Raw genomic sequence first — 23,831 nt, 5'->3', positions numbered from 1 at the left:
AAAACACCGAGCATAAAGCTCGGTGTTTTGATGTTTAGTGCAAGACTCTATTAGTCTTTGTACAGTTTAAACTCTTCTGCACACTCAACCAGCTGGTCACGCGTTAGCATAAACACGCCATGACCGCCGTTCTCGAACTCAATCCAAGTAAATGGAATCTCTGGGTACTGTTCCATCATATGAATCATTGAGTTGCCGACTTCGCAAATAAGAATGCCGTTATCTGTTAGATAATCTGGCGCGTTAGCAAGAATACGACGCACTAGTTTTAGACCATCCGTACCCGCAGCTAGCCCAAGCTCAGGCTCATGCGTGAACTCATCTGGCAGGCTGTTCATGTCTTCTTCATCCACATATGGTGGGTTGGACACGATTAGATTGTATTTCTCTTTTGGAAGATCACGGAACAAATCAGAGCGAATTGGGAACACTTGCTGCTCCATGCCATGATCTTGTACGTTTTGCTCAGCCACTTGTAGAGCATCTGTAGAGATGTCGATCGCATCCACTTCTGCTTCAGGGAAAGCGTGCGCACAAGCAATCGCGATACAACCAGAACCCGTACATAGGTCCATGATGCGCGTAGGCTCTTCCACCAACCAAGGTTGGAATTCCGCTTGAATCAACTCACCGATTGGAGAGCGTGGTACAAGTACACGCTCATCAACGAAGAACTCAAGACCGCAGAACCATGCTTTGTTGGTTAGGTATGCTGTTGGCGTACGCTCGTTGATGCGTTTTACTACGCGCTCAACAATACGCAGACGCTCGCTTGTCGTTAGGCGAGAGTTCAATACATGCGGAGGCACATCAATCGGCAAGTATAAGGTTGGCAGGATAAGCTGAACTGCTTCATCCCACGCATTATCAGTACCATGACCGTAAAACAGGTTCGCTGCATTAAAGCGGCTTACCGTCCAACGAATCATATCTTGAAGGGTATGCAGCTCCGATACCGCTTCTTCTACAAAAATCTTATCCAAAATTGCCTCCGAAAAGCGCTACAATACTGCCAATAAAGTTTATTAATGAAATTGTTTACCTAATGAGCAAAAAAGACACCGAGAACGATGACGATTTCGCCTTGTTTCAGGAAGCAGTACAGGGCGTAAAAAAGTTGCGACAGGATACCATAATCCAGCAACCAAAAAAAAATACTAAGCAAAAAGAAATCAAGCGCTCCAACCGTGAAGCGAGTGACTCTGAATTTTACTTTTCAGACGAGTTTGTCCCTCTATTAAACGATGAAGGTCCAACTCGTTATGCACGTGACGACGTCTCCACTTATGAAGTCAAACGTCTACGTCGTGGCGTGTATGTACCGGACGTGTTCCTCGATATGCACGGCATGACACAGCAAGAAGCAAAACGCGAGCTTGGTGCGATGATAGCCTATTGCATCAAAAACGAGATTCATTGTGCGTGTGTGCAACATGGTATTGGGAAACACATCCTGAAACAGAAAGCCCCACTTTGGTTAGCACAGCATCCTGACGTTATGGCTTTTCACCAAGCGCCACTAGAATTTGGTGGTGATGGTGCGTTGTTAGTGTTGCTTTCAATTCCTGAAAAGTAACAAGCTTGCTGTAGACACGACGAAACGAAAAGGCAGGGATCTCCTGCCTTTCTTATTCGGTCTCTAATTTGCAAACGCTTATTTTGGTTTAGACACTTATGGCGTAATATGCCATAGCACTTCACCATTTTGTGTTTGTAAATCATATTCAATACACACTAGGCCTGATGTAGGAAACATCGGAGGTGTCATGTCTTTTACAAACTCTGAAGTCAGATAACCGACCAAAGGCAAATGCGATACGAACAAAAGCGAGTCCAATTGTTCGACTTCGATTAACGCACTTGCGAAATCGAAGACATGCTCGGACTGGCCATAAGGTGTAATATCTTCACAAGTTTCAATGCTTTTTGCAGAGAAATACGCACTGATCTCTTGCCAAGTTTGTTGAGCTCTAATGTACGGACTCACCAACACTTTATCGAATTGCGCAAAACCCTGTTCTTTACAGGCTCTAGCAACCGCTTCTGATTCGACTCTGCCTCTTGGGGTCAATTGTCGTGCTGCGTCTGAATCTGCAAAATGCTCGGCTTCACCGTGACGCATGATGAATATTTTCATGTTATTTCCTAGGGATAGCTAACGCTACCAAAAGGTTGACTGCTATCTTTATTAGATAGACGGGGCTAACTTTAACAATGACGAAACAAAAATACTGATATAATTATCTGTTCATTATACCAATTCGCTTGTTAAAGATAGCGACTTTCTTAACAATCTATTAAAAGAATGTACTCAGTTCATCACACTATTTAACTGTGCAATGAGTTCAGAGCATTCACTCAAACAGTTCTTCCCCATACGCAAACGCGATGGGCCTGTGCAGAAGTCTACGAATAACAAAAATACGGCAAGCAGTATTTGTCGAAACGCAAACTTTGCGCCCCCCGCGAGGGGAGCCTAAATTACTGTAATGCGAAATCTGGAGACGCATCGTGCATCTAAGTCCTAACGATTCAAATCAATACCGCTACATTACCTTGAGCAATGAACTGCGTGTACTGCTGATTCATTCCGATACAGCTCAACAGTCGGCAGCTGCTCTGGCAGTGAACGTTGGACACTTCGACGACCCAAACGATCGCCAAGGTCTGGCACACTATTTAGAACACATGCTTTTTTTGGGTACGGAAAAATACCCTAAAGTGGGCGAGTTTCAAAGCTATATTAGCCAACACGGTGGAACAAACAACGCTTGGACTGGTACAGAGCACACTTGTTTCTTTTTCAATATTGCTCCAAATGCCTTTGAAAGTGCCTTAGATCGGTTTAGCCAATTCTTTACCGCACCTTTGTTTAACGAAGAAGCATTAGACAAAGAGCGACAGGCTGTCGACTCCGAATACAAGCTCAAACTTAATGATGATTCTCGTCGCCTGTATCAAGTTAACAAAGAAGTCATCAATCCAGAGCACCCGTTTTCAAAATTCTCTGTCGGAAACTTAGATACTCTTGGCGACCGAGATGGTAAATCCATCCGCGACGAAATTGTGGAGTTTCACCACTCTCAGTATTCCGCCGATTTGATGACACTGACTCTATTTGGGCCACAGTCGCTCGATGAACAGCAAGCTTGGGTAGAAACCATGTTTGCCGACATCCCAAATCACCACCTTCGTGGAAAATCGATTGATGTACCGATAGGCACTGAGGAAAGCACGGGCATTTTGGTTCAAGTCGAGCCGCTCAAAGAGTTCCGTAAACTGATTCTCACATTCCCCATGCCGGGAATGGATGCGCATTATAGCGTGAAGCCACTCTCCTACTTTGCTCACCTGTTGGGTTATGAAGGAGAAGGCAGTTTGATGCTTCAACTCAAAGAAAAAGGCTGGATTACTTCTCTCTCAGCGGGCGGCGGCGCGAGTGGCAGTAACTACCGAGACTTTACCGTAAGCTGCACCCTGACGCCAAACGGCTTAGATCATGTTGATGATATCGTTCAAGCAGTTTTTCAATACCTCTCGATGATCAAACAAGACGGGTTAGATGAATGGCGCTATCTCGAAAAACAAGCGGTATTAGAATCGGCTTTTCGCTTCCAAGAGCCATCGCGCCCAATGGATCTCGTCAGCCATCTGGTGATCAACATGCAGCACTATCAACCGGAAGACACGGTTTATGGTGACTACAAAATGACGGGCTACGATGAGGAGTTACAGCGTTCATTGCTGCGATACTTAACCATCGATAATGTACGCGTCACTTTGATTGCTAAAGGCCTGGAATACAACCGTACTGCCGAATGGTACTTTACCCCGTACTCCGTCACACCTTTTAGTGAAGACCAACGTCGTTTCTATCAACAAATCGACCCAAGCTGGCAATTCGTCTTACCGGAAAAGAACCCTTATATTTGCTACGACCTCGACCCCATGCCACTCGAAAATGGTGACTCGCTGCCAGAGTTGATTGAGGATCTCGAAGGGTTTCGGCTGTGGCATTTGCAAGATGACGAATTTCGCGTGCCTAAAGGTGTCGTTTATGTCGCTATCGACAGCTCTCATGCCGTTGCATCACCAAAGAACATCGTCAAAACGCGCTTATGTGTAGAGATGTTCCTCGATTCGCTAGCAAAAGAAACCTATCAAGCAGAAATCGCAGGGATGGGTTACAACATGTACGCTCACCAAGGTGGCGTGACCTTAACCCTCTCTGGGTTCAGTCAAAAGCTGCCTCAGTTGCTGGAAATGATTCTGCACCGTTTTGCTTCTCGAGATTTCAGCCCTGCTCGCTTTGAAACCATCAAACAACAACTGTTACGAAACTGGAGAAATGCTTCACAAGATCGCCCTATTTCGCAGCTGTTTAACGCACTTACTGGGTTACTTCAACCCAATAACCCGCCTTTCGCAACCTTAGTCGAAGCGCTAGAAGAAATCGAAGTCGATGAACTCTCGGTATTCGTAGAATCCATTCTTGCAGAACTGCACGTTGAAATGTTTGTTTACGGAGACTGGCAACGCCAGCAAGCCCATGACATGGCTACGACCTTGAAGGATGCTCTAAGAGTTAACGAGCAACGTTATGAAGAGGCACTTCGTCCGCTCATTATGCTAGGTAAAAATGGCAGTTTTCAACGTGAGGTGCATTGTAACCAGCAAGATTCCGCGGTCGTTATTTACCACCAGTGCGAGGATATTGAGCCTCGTAGTATCGCGCTATACTCATTGGCCAATCACCTTATGTCGGCAACGTTTTTCCATGAAATCCGTACCAAGCAGCAATTAGGTTACATGGTAGGCACTGGCAATATGCCGCTAAATCGTCACCCTGGTATTGTACTGTATGTGCAGTCACCTAATGCAGCACCGGCCGAGCTGGTTACCTCAATCGATGAGTTTTTAAATGCCTTTTATATGGTGCTGTTAGAGTTAAACGATTACCAATGGCACAGCAGTAAGCGCGGCTTGTGGAACCAAATAGCAACGCCGGACACCACACTTCGAGGACGGGCTCAACGTCTTTGGGTTGCGATAGGAAATAAGGACACTGAGTTTAACCAACGTGACAAGGTACTGGCGGAGTTGAAGAAGCTGACGCGCGCAGACATGATTCGCTTCGTTGTGAACGAATTGAAACCTCGTACTGCAAATCGTTTGATCATGCACTCTCAAGGTCAAGCGCATTCGGAGGCTCCGCGCATCCATCTAGGACAAGAAATTGGATCAATTGAAGAGTTCCAACTTCGGCCAAAAGATTGCGGCTTGGGGTGATCTAGTTGCGCAGAAATAAAATTGTCGAATACTAAGTATGTACCTAGAGCCCAGTGAGATTGTCGGTCTCATAGATTGAATCGGCACCATAATTAGCAGAAAATTGAAATTACGCCATTACGGCTTATGCTCTAATTCCCCGCACTAAAAATAACTTAATGAGGTAGTCATGAAAAAAGCACTTTTACTTGTGGCTCTTATACTGCCATTGGCATCTGCTCACGCTGAAATCTCAGTCAAAGGCGATGGCTTCGAATTAAGTGACGACTGTGTGCGCCTTAGCGGAGACAATGTATCCATCAAATCAGATGATTGCTCTTCAAAGCAGTGGAATGATAAAGACAAAAAAGGTAACAGCAGCGTTCACGGGGACGACAACCCAGGTAAAGGCCACAATAAAGATAAGAAAGACAAGAAGAAGTAACCATTTCTTCTTTATGAAAAAGGCTTGCCACTGGCAAGCCTTTTTCTCTACCGAAGCAACGTTTAATAGAACGTTGTCCCTTCACCAGCTCGAGTAAGCAAACCATCACATGGCGCGTAACGATCGCCATACTTCGATGCAAACTCATTCATTTTCTCTACGAGCTCTTTAATGCCAAATTGGTCCATGTAACGGAACGGACCACCCAAGAACGGTGGGAAACCAATACCAAATATCGCGCCAATATCACCGTCACGTGGCGAGCGAATGATGCCATCATCCAAACAACGTACCGCTTCATTCAACATTGGCAGCACACAGCGCAACGCAATATCGTTATCGCTTAGCTTAGATTCAGGGTCGAGCTTAAGCAGTTTGTAAACCGATTTGTCGACATCTTTCTTCTTGCCCTTGTAAGTGTAAAACCCCTTACCACTCTTGCGTCCTTTACGTCCATCATTTAACAAGATATCAAACACATCCGGCCCTTTGAATCGGTCACCTAACTCGTTAACCAGAATCGGCATAATTTTCGCGCCAATGTCGACACCAACTTCATCCAACAAGGTAATCGGGCCAACAGGGAAACCAAAATCAAGCAACGCCGTATCAATCTTTTCGATCGGTTCGTTAGCCAGCAGAATATGCGCCGCTTCGTTCATGTATGGCGCAAGAATGCGGTTCACGTAAAAGCCCGCTTTGTCTTTCACTACGATCGGGGTTTTACCTTGCTTTTTAGCAAGTGCAACGACTGTTGAAATGGTTTCATCTGACGTCGTTTCATGCGGAATCACTTCCACCAACGGCATTTTTTCTACCGGGCTGAAGTAATGCAAACCCACTACGTTTTCTGGACGCTCCGCTTTTTCTGCAATTTTGTGGATAGGCAACGAAGAAGTATTGGTCGCAAAGATAGTTTCTGTCTTAGCGTTTGCTTCAATGTCCGCCACCATTTTTTGCTTAAGATCTAAGTCTTCAAAAACGGCTTCAATTACGACATCAATATGATTAAAACTGGTAAAATCGACACCACCAGACAGTTGCAGCATTTTCGCTTGCAGATCGGCCTTGGATAGAATGCGACGTTTGCGCTGTTTCTCAAATAACTTGTAGTTGTAGTTGAGCGCATTTAAAACGCCATCGTTGCTAACGTCTTTGATGCGAACAGGTACTTTTGCTTTTGCAACAGACACATGGCTGATTCCGGCGCCCATCAGACCACCACCAAGCACACCAACTTTATGAACTGGTGCTGGTTTCGCATCCGTGCCATTCTCTTTCTTCATTTCTGTTGTGGCAAAGAAGATCGAACGGAGCGCTTTTGACTCTGAGCTCATTACAAGCTCACCGAAGCGCTTCGCTTCAAGTTCTTGGCCTTTAGCGAAGCCTTTCTCTAAGCCATGTTGAATAACTTCTAGAATTGCAACCGTTGCTGGATAGTTACCACGGGTTTTTTGATTCGTTTTCTTCGCAGCTTGCTCAAATACAAACTTGCGCCCTAGCCCGCTACCAGACATCACCTTTTCTTTCGTCGATAGCTTTTTCGTACCCTTGTTTTTACCTTTGTCGATAAACTGTTTTGCTACGTCGAGCAAAATGGTGTCAGGCACACAGGCGTCCACAACGCCCAGTTTTTTAGCTTTCTTCGCACGAAGTTGTTTACCCGTCAGGATCAAGTCCAACGATGGTAACAGGCCAATCAAACGTGGCAGACGCTGAGTACCACCAGAACCTGGCAATAAACCAAGTTGTACTTCTGGCAGACCTAAACGCGTTTTGTCAGAATCCGTACAAACACGATAATCACATGCAAGAGCCAGTTCTAAACCACCGCCCAAACATGGGCCATGAATAGCCGCAACGACAGGATACGGTAAGTCCGATAGCTGCTGGAACAACTCCTGACCCTGCCTTGCTAAGGCTTCCGCTTCACTTGCTGTGGTGCATGCTTCTAGCATTCTAACATCTGCGCCCGCAACAAAATTGTCCGGTTTTAGGGAGTGGATGATCATCCCTTTAATACCACTGGAGTCTTTTAGCTGAGCAAAAATTTCTTTCATTTCGTCAGCAAAAGCCGCCTGCAGCGTATTCATTTTTTCATTAGGAACATCGATGGCTAACCAAGCAATATTTTGCTCATCAACCTTTAGACTAAATGCTTTTTGCTCGCTCATTACTCAACCTCCAGAATCATTGCCGCACCAAGACCACCAGCAGCACATGCGGTATTCAATGCAATACCACCGCCACGGCGTTTTAGCTCTCGTAGGGTTTGCGTCATCATACGCGCACCAGTCGCAGCAAATGGGTGACCATAAGCAATTGATCCGCCAAGCACGTTGAACTTATCCATGTCAATTTCACCAATCGCTTTTGAGCGACCAAGGTTTTCTTGAGCAAACTTATCGGAAGCAAACATCTTCACATTCGCCAATGCTTGAGCAGCAAAGGCTTCGTGCATGTCGATCAACGTCAGGTCTGACAGTTCCAAGCCTGTATTTTCAAGCACTTTCGCTGTGGCATAAGTCGGCCCCATCAGCATGTCCTTTTCCACACCGATAGCAGAGAATGCATAACCTCGGATGTAACCAAGGATCTCCATTCCGAGCTCTTTCGCTTTACCTTCTCGCATCAACATCACTGCCGCACCACCATCAGTCAATGGCGTACTGTTCGCAGCCGTAACACTGCCATACTGACGATCAAACGCAGGTCGCAATTTCGCGTATCCCTCAACCGTTGAGTCATGACGGATATTGTTGTCTTCCGAAATCCACTTTTTGTATGGTTCAGGGAAAGCCGTCATCACTTCATCTTGGATTTTTCCTTCTTTCCAAGCTTGAGAAGCCAGCGTATGAGAACGATGTGCAAGCGCATCCTGTTCTGCGCGAGAAATACCATGTGTTTTAGCCATTTGCTCTGCAGTTTGTCCCATGGATAAACCCGTAGAGTACTCTGCTACTGCTGGTGGCACTGGCATCAGGTCTTTAAAGCTCAAGTTTTTGAGGATACTAAGCTTCTGACCCATTGTTTTTGTCTTACTAAGAGCAAGCAGATTAGCGGCCAATTTCTTTGATACGCCAATAGGCAGGACGGAAGAAGAGTCTGCACCGCCAGCAATACCAATATCGATGGTTCCCGCCATGATGCTTTCTGCGACATTAACCGCCGCTTGAAAACTCGTTGCACACGCTCGAGTCACACTGTAAGCATCAGTATGGATGTTCATACCGGTGCCTAACACGATTTCTCGTGCGATGTTTGGCGCTTCAGGCATTTGTACTACTTGTCCAAATACCACTTGTTCGATTAGCTTCGGATCAATATCTGTTCGAGCAAGCATTTCGCTTACTACCATTTTCCCTAAATCGACCGCTGGCACTTGGCTAAATTCCGTGCTTTGACGAGCAAAGGGAGTTCGAAGCCCCGCGACAATAGCGACACGCTCACCATTGCGTGTTTTTACTTCCTGCTTGCCCATTGTTTCTCCTTAAATACAAGAGGTCTGACCTGATGCATTGTAATGAATTTGTTAAATTTATCAAACGTGCGTTTAAATAAACGTGAAGCAAGTAGTTCAATTACTCTACTTCTTTGATTCTTATGCGATTACTAATGGTTAACTATAGAGAGTTAAAACGGTAAGAGGTATACGGAAAGTAAAATCGAAGCAAAAAAAAACCACACATAACTGTGTGGTCGGAATATCTATAAAACAATTAACTTACGCCAATTGAAAAGTAATCAGTTTCCTGATTAGGAGAAAGTAAAGTCAGCCTTCAAAAGGAAGTGTCATCTTGCTCAACATGTTAGTCGCAATGACTAACGAGATGACAAGGTGTACTATAACCCCTTCACTGCTTGATATTTTGAAATAGATCAATTTTATAGTGATTTTACGAGTTTTAAGCTCACCTAGAGCGATTATTGATTCAAAACAATTCAAGAATCCACCATCAGAAGTCCCTTTTAATGCTCCATCGAGTGAACTTATCCAAGCCATTGATTACTAATGATGATATTGTTAACAATATATATCAATTCGTGTTCGATGATATCTGACATTTGCGTATACACTTTTAGGTAACCACATGGCTTATTGTGTCAAAGGGGTTGCATGACAAATCCTGCAACCAAAACCGCTAGGCGATGAAGCAAGTAAAGTCATGCTCAGAACAAATAAGAAACTCACAGAGCGAGGATGGAGGCTCCTGTGGCCATATTAAAAATGTTTGGAAAGAAAAATTCCAACAGTCCGGTCAACTCTGATATGGACAAGCAAAGAAAATACGAAGCGCTCGTCCGAGGGTATCATCGTGACTTGTACCGCTACGCATATTGGTTGTGCAAAGATAAAGCGGTCGCGGAAGATCTAGTTCAGGAAACCTGTCTTAGAGCTTGGAAGTCACTCGATAGCCTCCAGGACGAAAAAGCTGCCAAGTCTTGGCTCATCACAATATTGAGACGAGAAAATGCGCGCCGCTTCGAACGTAAACAATTTGATTTAGTTGATATCGATGATTACGGCAATGATGCTAAAGTCAGCGATGACTCACATCATCAGCAAGAATGGCTGCAGGCACAGATCATGAAGCTCGATGTTGAATACCGTGAGCCTTTATTTCTCCAAGTTGTCGGTGGTTTCAGTGGAGAAGAAATTGGCGACATTCTTGATTTAAATAAAAACACAGTGATGACTCGACTATTTCGCGCTCGTAATCAACTTAAAGAGATGTTGGATTCTCAAGATACTAAGAGAGGACAAAAGAATGGATGATTTAGAATTTCGTCGTCGTATTTTGTCGGATCCAAAACAAAAGGATGAAGAGATTCTGCAAGCTTTAGCTGGTAGCGACGCCAACAATAAGTTTGTTGATGACGTTTTGGATCTCGATGTAAAAATTAAACAAGCCATGAATGTGGATGTACCCGAAGATCTCGCAGATAAGATTTTATTTAGCCAGACGTCGAGTGCACTTGATGAAGAGAAGGTCGTAAGACCAAACTTTGTCCGCAAAGCAATGGCACTTGCCGCTTCTATTGCGTTCACCGCAGGATTATTAGTTGGCCAAGTAAACTGGGGAAATGTTTTGGTGTCTCCAGCACAAGCCAGTTTAGCGGATACCGCGATGAAACACGTTATTCATGAAGAGCCGTTTGTTCGTCATCTTGATGAGGATGTACCGAGCTCGCAAATTAATGCGAAAATGTCGCCATTTCATTACCAGTTTAGTGAAAACTTTCCATATCACGTTTACTACCTAAACCACTGCGGTTTTGGCGAATCTAATGCGGTGCATATGGTGTTCCAAGGCCCAAAAGGTAAAGTAACGTTATTTATTACTGGTATTCCAAGCGAACAAAGTACCGACTTTAATAAGGATGGCATGACCGGAGTCGTTCAGCCCGTTGGGAGTTCAAGCCTGATTTTAGTCGGGGAAGAAGGTGAAAATATTGATGCTATCGCTACGACTCTTGCATCAATGATTAAGCCGATGTAACAACTTCGACGATTTCCAGCTTTCAAAAGGTTAAATGCCGCTAAATGATCTTATTTAGCGGCATTTTTGTATAAATAGAGCACAAAACATTCACCACCGCTATAGCATTTAGAGCTTAAACTCTAAATTATGCATTTTAAGTGCAATTTCCCGTCTTTTAGACATCATTTCTGCAATTTTTATTCAATTTTATCCAATGGTCGGATTTGTCCAAGCAATTATTGATACTACTATCTGCGCCACTGAGCAAAAGCTCAATTTATCGTCCAAAGAGACGAATCTAATAAGGAAAAACAAATGACTCAGAACACGCGTCTGTTTAAAAAGACTCTCCTAGCAGTAACGGTAGCTTTTGCCTCAGGTCAATCGATGGCAGCGGGTTTCCAAATCAACGCTCAATCAGCAACTGGCATCGGCCGTGCATTTGCTGGTGATGCAGTAATCGCAGATAATGCAGCAGTAATGGCTCGTAACCCAGCAGCAATGGCTCTGTTTGATAAAATGGAACTTTCGCTAGGTTTCGAAAGCATTACTTCAATGATTGAAGTGAAAGATGCGAAATATAACGTTAATACTCCTTTGGGCTCCAGTACTGTAAATGTTGCTGATACTGATGATGTGGGTGATACGTCAATAGCTCCAAACATTCACCTAATCGTTCCAGTAAATGACAAGTTTGCATGGGGCGTAAACGCATACTCTAATTTCGGCACTAAAACTGAATTTTCAGATAACTACACCGCAACCGAGTACGGTGGTCTTACGGATGTAAAAAGCTTCAACTTTGGATTGGCGGGTTCTTACCGTTTAAACGAACAATGGAGCTTTGGTGCTGGTTTAGATTTAATCTACGGCCAAGGCACAATGAAGCGTACAACTAGCTCTTCAGTCCCAGGGGTTGGCGGTCAAAAAATTCTGGACGTAGATAAAGCTGATGGTTGGGCTGTTGGTTTTAACGTTGGTACTGTGTACGAACTAGATGAAAACAACCGTTTTGGTCTAGCGTATCGTTACAGCCCTGAATTTACGGCGAAAGACGACAAAGGTCAGGAAATCACGCTACCTCTACCAGATATGGCCGAGTTTTCTGGTTTCCACAAAATCCAAGACACTAAGTTTGCTGTACACTACAGCATCCAATACATCGGTTGGAAAGATTTCGACCAAATTGATTTTGAGAACCTAAATCAGGGTTTACTTAAAGGTGGTTACTCGAAAGACTATCAATGGCAAGATGGCTGGCACTACGCAATTGGTGGTACTTACTACCTAAACAACAACTGGACACTTCGTGCTGGTTACATGTACGACACAAGCGCTCAAGATAAAGTAACGTCTATCTCGGTACCAGACTCTGATCGCCAGTGGTTCTCCACAGGTTTCTCTTACCATATTGATAATAGCTCAAACATCGATTTTGGCTTCACGTACTTGTTAGGTGAAGATGTAAAAGTTAATGAGAATACTCAATTATCTCCTGTTCTTTCTACCGGTGTAACAGCAACAACTCATGCTGATGCAATTCTATTCGGCTTACAATACAGCCGTAGCTTCTAAACGCTTCGCTGTTAGTTAGTAGAAAAATACTTTATATAAAAGGCTGGATTTCCAGCCTTTTTTCATATCTGCGATTTATTGCCCACTCAATTTGAGTGAACACGTGTATCTAAATCTCACAATTAGGACGCACAGCTGTTCGCTGAATTCCGTTTACAAGCCTTTCACAGTTAGATTATTAAACCGCAAAAATAATATTTTAAAGGATAATATTTCAAATGACCACTTACGCTGGATTTTCATTTCTAAAGTAAAAACTCTACCTTTAAACTTTCGTCCCACGTTATAAACAAATCAGCGAACATTCGAATGAAAACCAACAAGACTCTTCTATCAACAGCAGTGGCATTAAGCCTACTTGGCACAACGGGCATGGCTAACGCAGCAGGTTTCCAACTTGCTGAATATTCTGCAGCAGGCCTAGGTCGAGCATATGCTGGTGAAGCTGCAATGGCTGACAACGCAAGTGCACAATGGCGTAACCCAGCAATGCTAACTTATTTGGAAGGCACTCAAGTGTCCGTTGGTGCAATCTATGTGAACCCAAATATTGATATTGAAGGTGATGTAAACTTCCACGGTAGCACTTCTTCTGCATCTTCAGATGACTTCGCACATGATGCAATCATTCCAAACTTCTACCTATCACACCAATATAATGAGAAATTCGCGATTGGTTTGGCATTTGGCACCAACTACGGCATGGAAACCGATTTAGGTAAAGGCTTTGGTGCATCGCACTTCGGTAACGAAGCAAGCGTAACGACAATGGAAGCGAACTTAAACGCAGCTTACAAAGTCAATGAATCAATCAGCGTTGGTGGTGGTATCCGTTACATCATCGGCGAAGGCAGCTTTGGCGCAGCAGCTCCTAAGAATAACGTTGTAGGGTTAAACCCTGAAACTAATCAACCAATCAGTGTTCCTCAAGGTACCGCTCTAAAATACATGGAAGGTGACGATACCGCTTGGGGCTGGCAAGTTGGTACAGCATGGCAGATCAATGAAAATAACCGTATCGGATTCGCGTACAAATCTGAAGTTGAACTGAAGCTTGAAGGCCATGCTGAAGGTCTTGGTTTTGGCTTCGGTACTTCTGAACGCGACAACGGCTACATGTATCTAAACCTGCCTGCAACGGCTGAGTTGGCAAGCTTCCACCAAGTAACAGACCAACTTGCATTACACGCAAGCGTTAACTGGACGGATTGGAGCTCTTTCGAGAAATTGGAAGCACGTCTAAATACTGCTGGCACGCATATGGTTAAAGTAGAAAACTGGGAAGACAACTATCGCTTTGCTGTTGGTGCTACTTACCAGCTTGATCCTAAGCTAGCGCTACGCACTGGTATTGCATACGATACTTCAGCGGTAAGCGACAAAAACCGCACGATTACTATTCCAGAAACTGACCGCACTTGGCTAAGTATTGGCGCAACGTACGATTGGACGAAAGACTTCAGCCTAGACGCTGGCTTCACCTATATTTTTGCGAAAGACGCACCAATCGTTGAGTCTCGTGGTTACAAGTCAGACGACACTGCAGAACAAGTCGGCGGCCAATTTGTAGGCGAAACTACGGGTAATGTTTGGCTAATCGGTGTTCAAGCAAACTACCGTTTCTAACCAAGCTGCAAAATACAAAAAAGGCTTAGCATCAGCTAAGCCTTTTTTCATTTCTCTAATGTGAAGAACAACGCTTAAAAGTCTTCTAGATATTCATCTAAATACTCTTCTTCTTCGATGTTAATTTCTTCTACCGTTTCAACTTCTGCTTTAAAGTTTTGACGCTGGATATAAACATCGCGAGTTAGAATATATGGATCCGGCGACGAGTCTAGCTGCGCTTCTTGCGGTACTAATAAAGCACGCTTCTCCATTCCTTCAAACGCCCACTTACCCAAACTCGCCCAGAAGTTGAGATAAGAGAGGGGTAAATACGTACTATCTACGGTATCTGTCACTTCACGTAAGGTATACGGACCATAACCTGGAACCATGAAGTAAGGACCATTTCCAACACCATAGTGGCCTACTGCATCACTGAACGCTTTCTCGTCGTACTTCGTAATACCCGCGGCACTTGCAATATCGAATAAACCGAAAATACCGAACGTCGAGTTAATCCAAAAACGGTTAAAGTGGTCCACGGCTTTCGTACCATTACCCATGATTAAGTTATTAACCATGCTTGCTGGCTCATCTAAGTTCGATAAGAAGTTAGCGATACCAGAACGAATAGGAACTGGCGTGTATTCTACATACGCAAGTGATACAGGACGAACCAAATACGGATCTAAATATTCGTAGTTGAGTTCCCACATGGTTCGGTTAAAGCCTTCCAACGGGTCATACACATCAGAAGTCGTTTGATTTGTTTCTTGTCCTGTTACTGCTTCATCAGGCGCACTTGAACAGCCAACCAGTCCAACGGCTAACAGCAACAAGAAGGTAGATTTACCCTTGTTATACATTTTATTTTCCATAACGACTATTAATGTACCTAAGTCACACCGATTAACCATTGTACGTATGTTGAGCAGGATACATAGTAAAGATGACTCAGATATGGGAATAAATAAAGGCCAGCAATCGCTGGCCTTCGGTATTCTACTCGATCGTTTAGAGTCATACCACTAAAGGCAACTGACTCTACCTCGTTGTCATGTTTCAGAGACAGATGTTAACAATTAATACTGCTGATCAATGGTCACTTCTACTGGTGCGCCAAATTCAACGACGTCACTTTCTCCGTGCCAATCTTGATCACGCGTTGCTACGTTACCGTCAGAATCTACACGCACACGGACGATTAGCTTATCGAGTGAAGATAACTTTTGCCCTTGCATCATGGCATTGCCATCATCTAATACGACTGTGCGAGGGAAAGTACCTAGCGGATAACGAGCAGCAGCCACAGGCATTGGGGAGCCATCTGAACGATGTACTGACACAATCAGAACTGCGTTTGGATCCAACTGAGCATTTGGTGCCACATCAATTGTCACAGCTACACTCTTATCCGGTGAAACCGCTTCGCCCATTTGCTTACGAGCACTCTCAATACTTCGTGACAACATCTCGTAGCGGCTATCTTCTGGACCAATCATTTGCTGCATGATTCCCCAGTACTTGATGGCTGCCGGGAAGTCTTGACGCTCAAACGCATCGAACGCTAACAAAGAAAACACACGCAGATCGACATAGTCTTGCTGCATCAGCTTGCCGAGTAATGAGCGAGCCGTCGCTTGATCCATTTCCTCTTGAGACAGCATCAGAGCTTGTGCATAACCCAACATCACATCTGGGTCTTTTGGCTCTAGGCGGTACGATTTTTCCATCGCATCGATAGCTGTGGTGACATCACGATTTGCTAACGCAATACGACCTAGCAGTAACCAACCTGTCGAGTCTTCCGGCTGGTAATGTAAGCGAGTTCGAAGGGCAAGGGTCAAATCCGCCATTTCATCGTCACTCAGCGGCTCAGAAGAAGCCGACATCAGCTTTTTCGATAACTCAGGTAGATTTGCAGACACTTCTTGCCATTGAACAATATCGTCTGACGCGCCAAATTTATAATACAAACCATAGCTCAGCACCACCGTCAGAATTACCGATGGAACTAAAACCGCGATTGGAGAAACCTTGGTTTCTTTTTGCGCTTTATCACCAGGGATATCGTCAAGCAGTGATTGCTTTAGATCAGAAATCAGTTCGTCTTCACTTTCAACAAGACCTTCGTCAGTTTCTTCTGCAAGCTCAGATAGTCGGTCTTTATAAAATGCCTTGTTGAGCTCATCGCGTAACACATCATCATTGTTCGCTTTTTGTTTAAGCAGCGGCAAAGCCACCAGCGCACAAGCAATAAGCGTGAGAGCAACGGTGGAAATCCAAAATAGTGTCATTACTTCTTATCTCCGTTGTTCTCTTCTTCAAGCAATGCTTTTAAACGAGCTTCTTTTTGCTCATCCCATTGCTCGTCACTGCTCGCTTTTGCCTTAACTTTAGATTTACGGCTACGCAGTACAATCAAGCCAAAACCACCCAGTACTACAGCGAGTGGCCCTAGCCACAAAATCGCAGTCGCGACCGTAAATGGTGGGTTGTAAGTCACGAAGTTACCGTAACGGGCGATCATGTAATCAACAATCTCATCTTTGGACTTACCTTCTTTGGTCATTTCGTACACCTTATGGCGTAAGTCCTGAGCAAGTTCAGCGTTAGAATCCGAGATCGTGTTGTTCTGACATTTAGGGCAACGGAGCGTATGGCTTAACTCTTTGAACTGCTGTTCTTGTTCCAAATTATCAAACTCGTACACTTCAATGGCCGCATGAGCAGCAAGAGATAATGTCATCGCAGCAAAAACGGCAAGAATTAGCTTTCTCATTGCTTCGCCTCCTCAACCAATTTGTTGTAAAGCGGCTCCAGTGTTTCTGACCAATTACGTGGGTTTACATCCCCTACATGGCGATAGCGAATCACACCATTTGCATCAATAATGAATGTTTCTGGAGCACCATAAACACCAAGGTCAAGGCCAAGCATACCACTGCCATCAAATAGGCTGATCAAGTACGGGTTGCCGAGATCATTCAGCCAACCTATTGCTTTATTACGATCATCTTTGTAATTCATACCGATGATCTTAACGCCCTTACCCGCCAATTCGTTTAGGTATTTATGCTCTGCATAACACGTTGGGCACCACGTTGCCCAAACGTTCAAGAGCAACGGTTCACCTTTAAAAATTGATTGGTCGTACTGTTTTCCAGGCTCAGCCAGATCTTCTAAGTGAAATTCAGGAACAGGCTTACCAACCAAAACCGACTCCAATTTAGTTGGATCATCGCCCTCTTGGTTACGCATTAATTGGGTTGCGAAAATGCCCGCTAGAATCATGAAAGCGACAAGCGGAATAAATAAGATTTTCTTATTCATGTTATGCCTCCTGCTCTTTTGACTTCGCGTTTTTCTTCGGCGATTTACGGAAGCGGTAGCGTTTATCAGAAATCGCTAGTGCGCCGCCTAATGCCATAATCAAAGAGCCAGCCCAAATCCAACGAACGAACGGTTTATAGTAAATACGAACAGCCCAAGATCGGTTGTCGTCTAAACGTTCACCCATTGCAATGTATAGGTCGCGGCTAATACCACGGTCAATGGCTGCTTCAGTCATCATAGACTTAGCCGTACGGTAGAAGCGCTTCTCTGCGTGAAGCGTATTCACGTATTTGCCATTGTGTGTGATCTCAAAGTCTGCGATGTAGCCATCGTAGTTTGGACCATCTTTATCACGCAAGCCTGAGAAGTAGAAATCATAGCCTTGAATTTGGAAGTGTTCGCCAGGTGCTAAACGTACATCACGCTCGATGCTGTAGTTCTGTACCATCGCAATACCGATAACAGATACCGCCAGACCAACATGACCCAACATCATTGCCCAGTGGCTACGTTGCAGCTTGCGAACACCTTCACTAAAGCTATGACGGTGCGTTGCGCGCTCGTACAGTTCAAAGCCATGCATCGCAATAATCCAAATCGCCATCACCCAACCAATGTAAGCCATGGTTGAGAAGAAATCGGCAAATAGGTACACGCATAGCGCGGCCAAGGCGAAAGCAAGCACACCTGAAACGAGCATTGGTTTCACAAGTTTAGATAAACTGTCTCGCTTCCAGCGAATAAGAGGACCAATACCAAGCAGAAAAGCAAATGGCATCATTAACCACGCAAATAGCATGTCAAAGAATGGCGCACCGATAGAGACCGACCCCAAACCAAGCTGCTTGTGTACGAGCGGCAACAGTGTCCCCACTAACACCACAACAAGAGCGGCGATAAGTAATACGTTGTTGGCTAAGAGCGCATTTTCACGTGAGACTAAGTCGAAGTTACCTCGTACACGCACTGCTGCCCCTTTTACGGCAAACAGCAATAAAGAGCCGCCGATAACGAAAACGAGGAAGCCTAGAATAAACATACCGCGCGACGGGTCAGACGCGAACGCGTGGACCGATACTAAAATACCGGAACGGACTAAGAAGGTGCCCAACAAACTCAACGAAAATGCAGAGATTGCCAATAGTACCGTCCACGCTTTAAATGTGCCGCGTTTTTCTGTCACGGCAAGAGAGTGCATTAATGCGGTACCCGCTAACCAAGGCATGAATGATGCGTTTTCTACTGGGTCCCAGAACCACCAGCCACCCCAGCCAAGTTCGTAGTAAGCCCACCAAGAACCTAGTGCGATACCAAGTGTTAAAAATACCCATGCAGCGGTTGTCCAAGGACGAGACCAACGAGCCCAAGCCGTATCAAGGCGTCCGGTCATTAGGGATGCGATCGCAAAAGAGAATGCAACCGAGAAACCAACATAGCCCATGTAAAGCATTGGCGGGTGAACAATCAAACCAGGGTCTTGAAGCAGAGGGTTCAAGTCACGTCCGTCAACCGGGAAGAACGGTAACGTACGTAGGAATGGGTTCGACGTCAGGATGATAAACAGTAGGAAACCCACTGAGATCATGCCCATAACAGCAAGTACACGTGCAACCGACTCTTGCGGCATACCACGACTAAACGTCGCTACAGCGACAGTCCAAGCAGCTTGGATTAAAACCCATAGCAACAGTGAACCTTCGTGCGCACCCCATACTGCGGTTAAACGGTAGTACCAAGGAAGCTGACTATTCGAGTTGCTCGCTACATACTGTAACGTGAAGTCGTTGGTATAAAATCCCCAACATAAAATGGCGAAAGAGAACAACAGCATCAGGAACATAGACCAAGATAGCGGTCGCGCTGTGTTCATGAGCATGGTGTTATTATTCGATGCTCCCCACAATGGCAATACGCTCAACAGCACAGCCATTGCAAGCGAAAGAATGAGAGCAAAGTGACCGATTTCAGCAATCATTGGCCGCTTCCTTGTTTCTGTTCGGTGCTATATTGAAGCGGTTCATGCGTTTTCTTCATCGCTTCTGCAATTTCTGGTGGCATGTATTCTTCATCGTGCTTCGCTAGGACCTCAAATGCCTCAACTGTCGTGGCATCTTTCAGTACACCTTGAGCAACAATACCCTGCCCTTCACGGAACAAGTCAGGAAGAATACCGTCATAGGTAATCGTCACTTTCGGACCGACATCGTGCAGGTCAAAACTCACTTTCAAAGAATTAGGATCTCGACGAACTGAGCCCACAACCACCATTCCACCGATACGCAGACGCTGGCCTACTTCTGGCTTGGTGCCATCTGGCTTACCATTAACCAATTCCGTTGGAGTATAGAAAAGGTCCATATTTTGATTAAGCGCATAAAGTATCAAACCAATGGTGGCACTAATACCGATAAAGATCGCTAGTACAATACCTAGCCTCTTTTTACGTCTCGGGTTCATAAGGTGTTCTCCATGTTCTTCGCTGCGTCGATACGAGCTTGACGGTCAATTTTTGCTTTCACTTCTTTCAATAATGCATCACCGCGGCGAAGGCTAGTGATCAGAAGAATCAGCATGGATAAGAAAGTAATACCAAACGCACTCCATACGTATGATGCGTAGCCACCCATGGCAAAAAAGTCGCTCAGAGATTCAAAATGCATAATCAGTTACCTCACTGAGTTTGTTCTGTTGCGAGTTTGCGCACCCAAGGGCGGTGACTTTCTTTACTGATGATTTCGTTACGAAAACGGACCATCGTCACGGCACCAAAGAAGAACGCAAAGCCAAAGATGTTCAGCAATAACGGCCAAAGCATGTCGGATGAAATAGAAGGTTGTTCAAATTTCGTGATCGTCGCACCTTGATGAAGCGTGTTCCACCATTCCACGGAAAAGTGAATGATAGGTAGGTTTACTACGCCTACGATCGCTAAGATACCAGCGGCTTTTGCGGCGGTTTTTTGATCGTCAAACGCATGGTAAAGCGCAATCACACCAAGGTAGAGAAATAGAAGAATCAATTCAGATGTAAGACGGGCATCCCATACCCACCAAGTGCCCCACATAGGCTTGCCCCAAACAGCACCTGTAAGTAGAGCAATAAAAGTAAATACTGCACCAATCGGAGCCATCGCAAGTGCCGCCATATCAGATAGGCGAACTTGCCATACTAGGCCAATAAATGCAGCGATCGCCATCGACATATAAACGCCCATAGACCAAATAGCTGATGGGACATGAATGTAGATGATTCGGAAACTGTCACCTTGTTGGTAATCTGAAGGCGCAAATGCAAGCCCCCAAACCGTACCAACCGATAAGCATACGAGGGCCAATACAGAAAACCAAGGCAGAAACTTACCACTCAAACGATAAGCTGCTTCTGGCTTGGCATAAGGATGTAGCCATTTCCACATGTTTTGTTCTCACTCTTACTTCAGGGACACTGTCTAAAGGGTTGAGACCGTAGCAGTGCTTTAATAATAATTCTTTGATCAAGCGCCGCTTCATTGGCACTTTATTGAGTTAGTTAACACTAACTCGCAATGCGGCACTGATGGCAAAAGGCGTTAATGTCATCGCCCCCATTAGCATCGCACCTAAAATCGCTAGTTGACCGTTATACGCCATACCGAGTGCGGCAGCATCAATTGCCGATGTTGCGAAAATCAAAATTGGGATGTAGAGCGGAAGAATAAGCAAACTCAAAAGAACGCCACCCTTTTGCAACCCAACAGTCAACGCCACACCAATGGCGCCAATAAAACTTAGTGTTGGTGTACCGATCATCAAGGTTAATACAACCGATAGCCAAGTATTGAAGTCGAGCGAAAGTAAAACCGCCAATAATGGGCTAATTAAAATCAGAGGTAACCCTGTTAACAACCAATGTGCTATGACCTTTGAAACCACTACAAGTTGCAATGGAATCGGCATTAGCATCATTTGTTCTAGTGCACCGTCTTGAAAATCATCACGAAATAGACGCTCTAATGATAATAAGGCGGACAGCAATGCGGCAACCCAAACGATGCCCGCTGCAATACGTGCTAACAAATTAGGCTCTGGTCCAATACTCAGAGGAAAGAGAGTAATGACAATAATAAAGAACCACAGCGGGTTCAGAATGTCTGCCTGACGGCGAAATGCGATTAGGAGCTCACGACGAATGATGGTGGTCATCGAGGAAATCATATCAGTCACCCAGCTTTATTTTTCTAAGTTTCGGGCTGTCCGCAAACATATCTTGATGCGTCGTCAACACAACAATACCGCCATTATCAGCATGACTTGCGAACAAAGATTCAAGCACCTTGACACCTTGCTTATCAATGGCAGTCAACGGCTCATCTAAGATCCATAAAATTTGCTTACTGAGCCATAACCTTGCCAATGCGACTCGTCGTTGCTGACCTGCGGAAAGTTGTGCTACAGGCACATCTTCTCTACCAGCTAATCCTACTTGAGTCAAAGCGATAAAGATTTCTTCGTCTGAAGAGCGATTATTTTGAATAGATTGATAAAAACGTAAGTTTTCTAATGCGGTAAGCTCTCGTTTCACTCCTGTTTGATGTCCTAAGAAAAGCAGATCTTGATGGAAAACATCACGAGATTTTTCAACCTCTTCGCCTTTCCATTTAATGACACCTTCTTCTCTATCACCTAACCCTGTCACAATCCGTAGCAATGTAGTTTTACCAGTACCATTACGCCCTTCGATCTGGACCAATTCACCAGGCTTAATTTCAAACTGCAGGTTTTCAAACAGAACCCTTTCATCACGGATTGCTGTCAGGTTAGACACTTCTAACATAGAGCTTCAACTAAAAAATGAACGAGCCGCTATATTAGCACAGCTTAGTTATGACAAAACAGGATAAGAGGGCTAGGTTACATGTAAGTTCATGTATTTTTGTTAATTAATCATCACACTTTAATAAAATTAACTATAAGTAGTTATAAGCGCTCATTTTGAATTTGAGAGGCCAGAACTAAGAGCAAGATCGACTGAAGGTTATCTAGGGTTGTATTTAAGAAGAGCATTAGCAGCTAAAAACAAAAAAGAGGCGTAATAACGCCTCTTTTTTATCGCTTGATAACCTTTAGCGTCGACGACGTCCACGCGCTGGATATTCTGCGTCATCTGATGGCTGACCACTTAATGGTGGAATCTTCTCTTTCCCTGCCAGTTTCTTCTGCAGTGAAAGCATCAACTCTGCTTCGGCTTTTGGTAGTTCGCACTCTTCAATCAGCTCGTTGATATCAGCGCCAAGCTGTACCATTTTAGAAGCGCGACTGTACAAGCGACCATCAGTATCAGCGTGTTCGAGTTCGCGAATTCTCTCGTTTAAGTGCTGAATAATGTCTTGTTGCTCCGTCACTTTTTGTCCAAGACCAACGACAACCGAGCGCACTTCGAGTAACTGCTTACTCAACTTTTGCACTTCTTTATCTGCGTGTCGAGATTGAGCTCGTTGTTGGTCTAACTGCTTTTGTAACCCAGAGCGAATCCGCAGTTGCAAAACAACCAAAACTAACACAATAAAAGCGACGCCACCCGCAAGGAATGGAGCAGATAAAAGAGTCTCTTCAGCCATCATCATTCAGCCATTAAAGGTGAGCCATCTCGTCCCACTCGTCATCTGTTAGCAGCTTGTTCAAATCCACAAGGATAAGAAGCTTGCCGTCACGGTTGCTCACACCCTGGATGAACTTCGCACTCTCGTCGGTACCAACTGAAGGCGTCGTATCAATTTCAGAAGAACGCAGATAAACGACTTCTGCCACGCTATCTACTAAGATACCAATCACTTGACGCTCTGACTCGATCACAATAATACGAGTGTTGTCGGTGACTTCGCCTTCCATCAGGCCAAAACGTGAACGTGTATCGATAACAGTAACTACATTACCGCGTAGGTTGATGATACCAAGTACATAATCTGGTGCACCTGGAACAGGGGCAATTTCAGTATAACGAAGTACTTCACGAACTTGCATTACGTTGATGCCGTACGTTTCTTCTTCTAGCTGGAACGTCACCCACTGAAGAACTTCGTCATTCGATGCATCTTTCTTCACTTCTACTTCAAAAGCTTGAGACATAGTTAATCCTCG

The 23,831-nt window shown here is 44.7% G+C and carries 23 protein-coding genes; 7 read left to right on the top strand and 16 right to left on the bottom strand.

What is annotated here, in order from left to right:
* Positions 1-50: 50 nt before the first annotated feature.
* Positions 51-983 carry a 50S ribosomal protein L3 N(5)-glutamine methyltransferase gene (gene prmB, locus J4N43_RS04410; protein ID WP_005380541.1) on the bottom strand — a complete coding sequence of 311 codons (933 nt, stop codon included), beginning with the start codon at positions 981-983 and terminating at the stop codon, positions 51-53.
* A 62-nt stretch (positions 984-1,045) separates the two neighbouring features.
* On the opposite strand from prmB, the gene smrB reads away from it, so the two are divergent.
* Positions 1,046-1,576 carry an endonuclease SmrB gene (smrB, locus tag J4N43_RS04405; protein WP_005380539.1) on the top strand — a complete coding sequence of 177 codons (531 nt, stop codon included), beginning with the start codon at positions 1,046-1,048 and terminating at the stop codon, positions 1,574-1,576.
* Between the two features lie 96 nt (positions 1,577-1,672).
* Here the strand turns inward: smrB and sixA are convergent, their stop codons facing one another.
* Positions 1,673-2,137 carry a phosphohistidine phosphatase SixA gene (gene sixA / locus J4N43_RS04400; RefSeq protein ID WP_005380537.1) on the bottom strand — a complete coding sequence of 155 codons (465 nt, stop codon included), beginning with the start codon at positions 2,135-2,137 and terminating at the stop codon, positions 1,673-1,675.
* 374 nt (positions 2,138-2,511) lie between these two features.
* On the opposite strand from sixA, the gene J4N43_RS04395 reads away from it, so the two are divergent.
* Both J4N43_RS04395 and J4N43_RS04390 read left to right on the top strand, forming a co-directional pair.
* Positions 2,512-5,289, top strand: a complete 2,778-nt coding sequence (locus tag J4N43_RS04395; RefSeq protein ID WP_053349554.1) for an insulinase family protein — start codon at positions 2,512-2,514, stop codon at positions 5,287-5,289.
* Positions 5,290-5,458: 169 nt separating this feature from the next.
* Complete coding sequence (locus J4N43_RS04390) at positions 5,459-5,713, top strand: hypothetical protein (protein ID WP_005384444.1); 255 nt, start codon at positions 5,459-5,461, stop codon at positions 5,711-5,713.
* Between the two features lie 62 nt (positions 5,714-5,775).
* Here the strand turns inward: J4N43_RS04390 and fadJ are convergent, their stop codons facing one another.
* Positions 5,776-7,887 carry a fatty acid oxidation complex subunit alpha FadJ gene (fadJ, locus tag J4N43_RS04385; RefSeq protein ID WP_062730490.1) on the bottom strand — a complete coding sequence of 704 codons (2,112 nt, stop codon included), beginning with the start codon at positions 7,885-7,887 and terminating at the stop codon, positions 5,776-5,778.
* A complete protein-coding gene (gene fadI, locus J4N43_RS04380; protein ID WP_005384447.1) occupies positions 7,887-9,194 on the bottom strand; it encodes an acetyl-CoA C-acyltransferase FadI in 1,308 nt (435 codons plus the stop codon). The genes fadJ and fadI overlap by 1 nt, the downstream gene beginning before the upstream one ends.
* A 720-nt stretch (positions 9,195-9,914) precedes the next feature.
* Here fadI and J4N43_RS04375 point away from each other — a divergent pair.
* The 4 genes from J4N43_RS04375 (at position 9,915) to J4N43_RS04360 (ending at position 14,397) form a co-directional block, all read left to right on the top strand.
* Positions 9,915-10,490, top strand: coding sequence for a sigma-70 family RNA polymerase sigma factor (locus J4N43_RS04375; RefSeq protein WP_005380528.1), 576 nt, complete (start codon positions 9,915-9,917; stop codon positions 10,488-10,490).
* Positions 10,483-11,214 carry a DUF3379 domain-containing protein gene (locus tag J4N43_RS04370; RefSeq protein ID WP_053349552.1) on the top strand — a complete coding sequence of 244 codons (732 nt, stop codon included), beginning with the start codon at positions 10,483-10,485 and terminating at the stop codon, positions 11,212-11,214. Before J4N43_RS04375 ends, J4N43_RS04370 begins: the two co-directional genes overlap by 8 nt.
* A gap of 297 nt (positions 11,215-11,511) precedes the next feature.
* Positions 11,512-12,771, top strand: a complete 1,260-nt coding sequence (locus tag J4N43_RS04365; protein WP_053304159.1) for an outer membrane protein transport protein — start codon at positions 11,512-11,514, stop codon at positions 12,769-12,771.
* Positions 12,772-13,080: 309 nt separating this feature from the next.
* Complete coding sequence (locus tag J4N43_RS04360; protein ID WP_053349551.1) at positions 13,081-14,397, top strand: outer membrane protein transport protein; 1,317 nt, start codon at positions 13,081-13,083, stop codon at positions 14,395-14,397.
* A 74-nt stretch (positions 14,398-14,471) separates the two neighbouring features.
* Here J4N43_RS04360 and J4N43_RS04355 read toward each other — a convergent pair whose 3' ends face one another.
* The 12 genes from J4N43_RS04355 to J4N43_RS04300 all read right to left on the bottom strand — a co-directional run bounded on the left by J4N43_RS04355 (position 14,472) and on the right by J4N43_RS04300 (position 23,819).
* Positions 14,472-15,245 (bottom strand): MlaA family lipoprotein, encoded by a 774-nt coding sequence (locus J4N43_RS04355; protein ID WP_080996819.1) that lies wholly within the window; start codon positions 15,243-15,245, stop codon positions 14,472-14,474.
* A 216-nt stretch (positions 15,246-15,461) separates the two neighbouring features.
* Entirely contained in the window at positions 15,462-16,676 is a 1,215-nt protein-coding gene (gene ccmI / locus J4N43_RS04350) for a c-type cytochrome biogenesis protein CcmI (protein WP_053349549.1), read from the bottom strand.
* The gene (locus tag J4N43_RS04345; protein ID WP_005380519.1) at positions 16,676-17,161 is read right to left on the bottom strand and encodes a cytochrome c-type biogenesis protein; all 486 of its coding nucleotides are present in this window, start codon (positions 17,159-17,161) and stop codon (positions 16,676-16,678) included. The genes ccmI and J4N43_RS04345 overlap by 1 nt, the downstream gene beginning before the upstream one ends.
* Positions 17,158-17,712 carry a DsbE family thiol:disulfide interchange protein gene (locus tag J4N43_RS04340; RefSeq protein WP_005380518.1) on the bottom strand — a complete coding sequence of 185 codons (555 nt, stop codon included), beginning with the start codon at positions 17,710-17,712 and terminating at the stop codon, positions 17,158-17,160. Before J4N43_RS04340 ends, J4N43_RS04345 begins: the two co-directional genes overlap by 4 nt.
* A gap of 1 nt (position 17,713) precedes the next feature.
* The gene (locus J4N43_RS04335) at positions 17,714-19,690 is read right to left on the bottom strand and encodes a heme lyase CcmF/NrfE family subunit (RefSeq protein ID WP_053349548.1); all 1,977 of its coding nucleotides are present in this window, start codon (positions 19,688-19,690) and stop codon (positions 17,714-17,716) included.
* On the bottom strand, positions 19,687-20,172 hold the full coding sequence (ccmE, locus tag J4N43_RS04330; RefSeq protein ID WP_005380516.1) for a cytochrome c maturation protein CcmE: 486 nt from the start codon (positions 20,170-20,172) through the stop codon (positions 19,687-19,689). Before ccmE ends, J4N43_RS04335 begins: the two co-directional genes overlap by 4 nt.
* Positions 20,169-20,375 carry a heme exporter protein CcmD gene (ccmD, locus tag J4N43_RS04325; protein ID WP_005380515.1) on the bottom strand — a complete coding sequence of 69 codons (207 nt, stop codon included), beginning with the start codon at positions 20,373-20,375 and terminating at the stop codon, positions 20,169-20,171. Before ccmD ends, ccmE begins: the two co-directional genes overlap by 4 nt.
* An 11-nt stretch (positions 20,376-20,386) precedes the next feature.
* Positions 20,387-21,130, bottom strand: coding sequence for a heme ABC transporter permease (locus J4N43_RS04320; RefSeq protein WP_005380513.1), 744 nt, complete (start codon positions 21,128-21,130; stop codon positions 20,387-20,389).
* A gap of 109 nt (positions 21,131-21,239) precedes the next feature.
* Positions 21,240-21,908: a heme exporter protein CcmB gene (gene ccmB, locus J4N43_RS04315; protein ID WP_005380512.1), complete on the bottom strand. Its 669-nt coding sequence runs from the start codon at positions 21,906-21,908 to the stop codon at positions 21,240-21,242.
* 1 nt (position 21,909) lies between these two features.
* On the bottom strand, positions 21,910-22,527 hold the full coding sequence (ccmA, locus tag J4N43_RS04310; RefSeq protein WP_005380511.1) for a cytochrome c biogenesis heme-transporting ATPase CcmA: 618 nt from the start codon (positions 22,525-22,527) through the stop codon (positions 21,910-21,912).
* A 289-nt stretch (positions 22,528-22,816) separates the two neighbouring features.
* Positions 22,817-23,311 (bottom strand): DUF2802 domain-containing protein, encoded by a 495-nt coding sequence (locus tag J4N43_RS04305; RefSeq protein WP_025998721.1) that lies wholly within the window; start codon positions 23,309-23,311, stop codon positions 22,817-22,819.
* Between the two features lie 13 nt (positions 23,312-23,324).
* On the bottom strand, positions 23,325-23,819 hold the full coding sequence (locus J4N43_RS04300; RefSeq protein ID WP_005380507.1) for a chemotaxis protein CheW: 495 nt from the start codon (positions 23,817-23,819) through the stop codon (positions 23,325-23,327).
* Positions 23,820-23,831: the final 12 nt, after the last annotated feature.

This window comes from Vibrio sp. SCSIO 43009 (assembly GCF_023716525.1).
Lineage (GTDB): Bacteria > Pseudomonadota > Gammaproteobacteria > Enterobacterales > Vibrionaceae > Vibrio > Vibrio alginolyticus.
The sequence above is the reverse complement of the archived record's forward strand: the minus strand, read 5'-3'. Positions and strand labels throughout refer to the sequence as shown.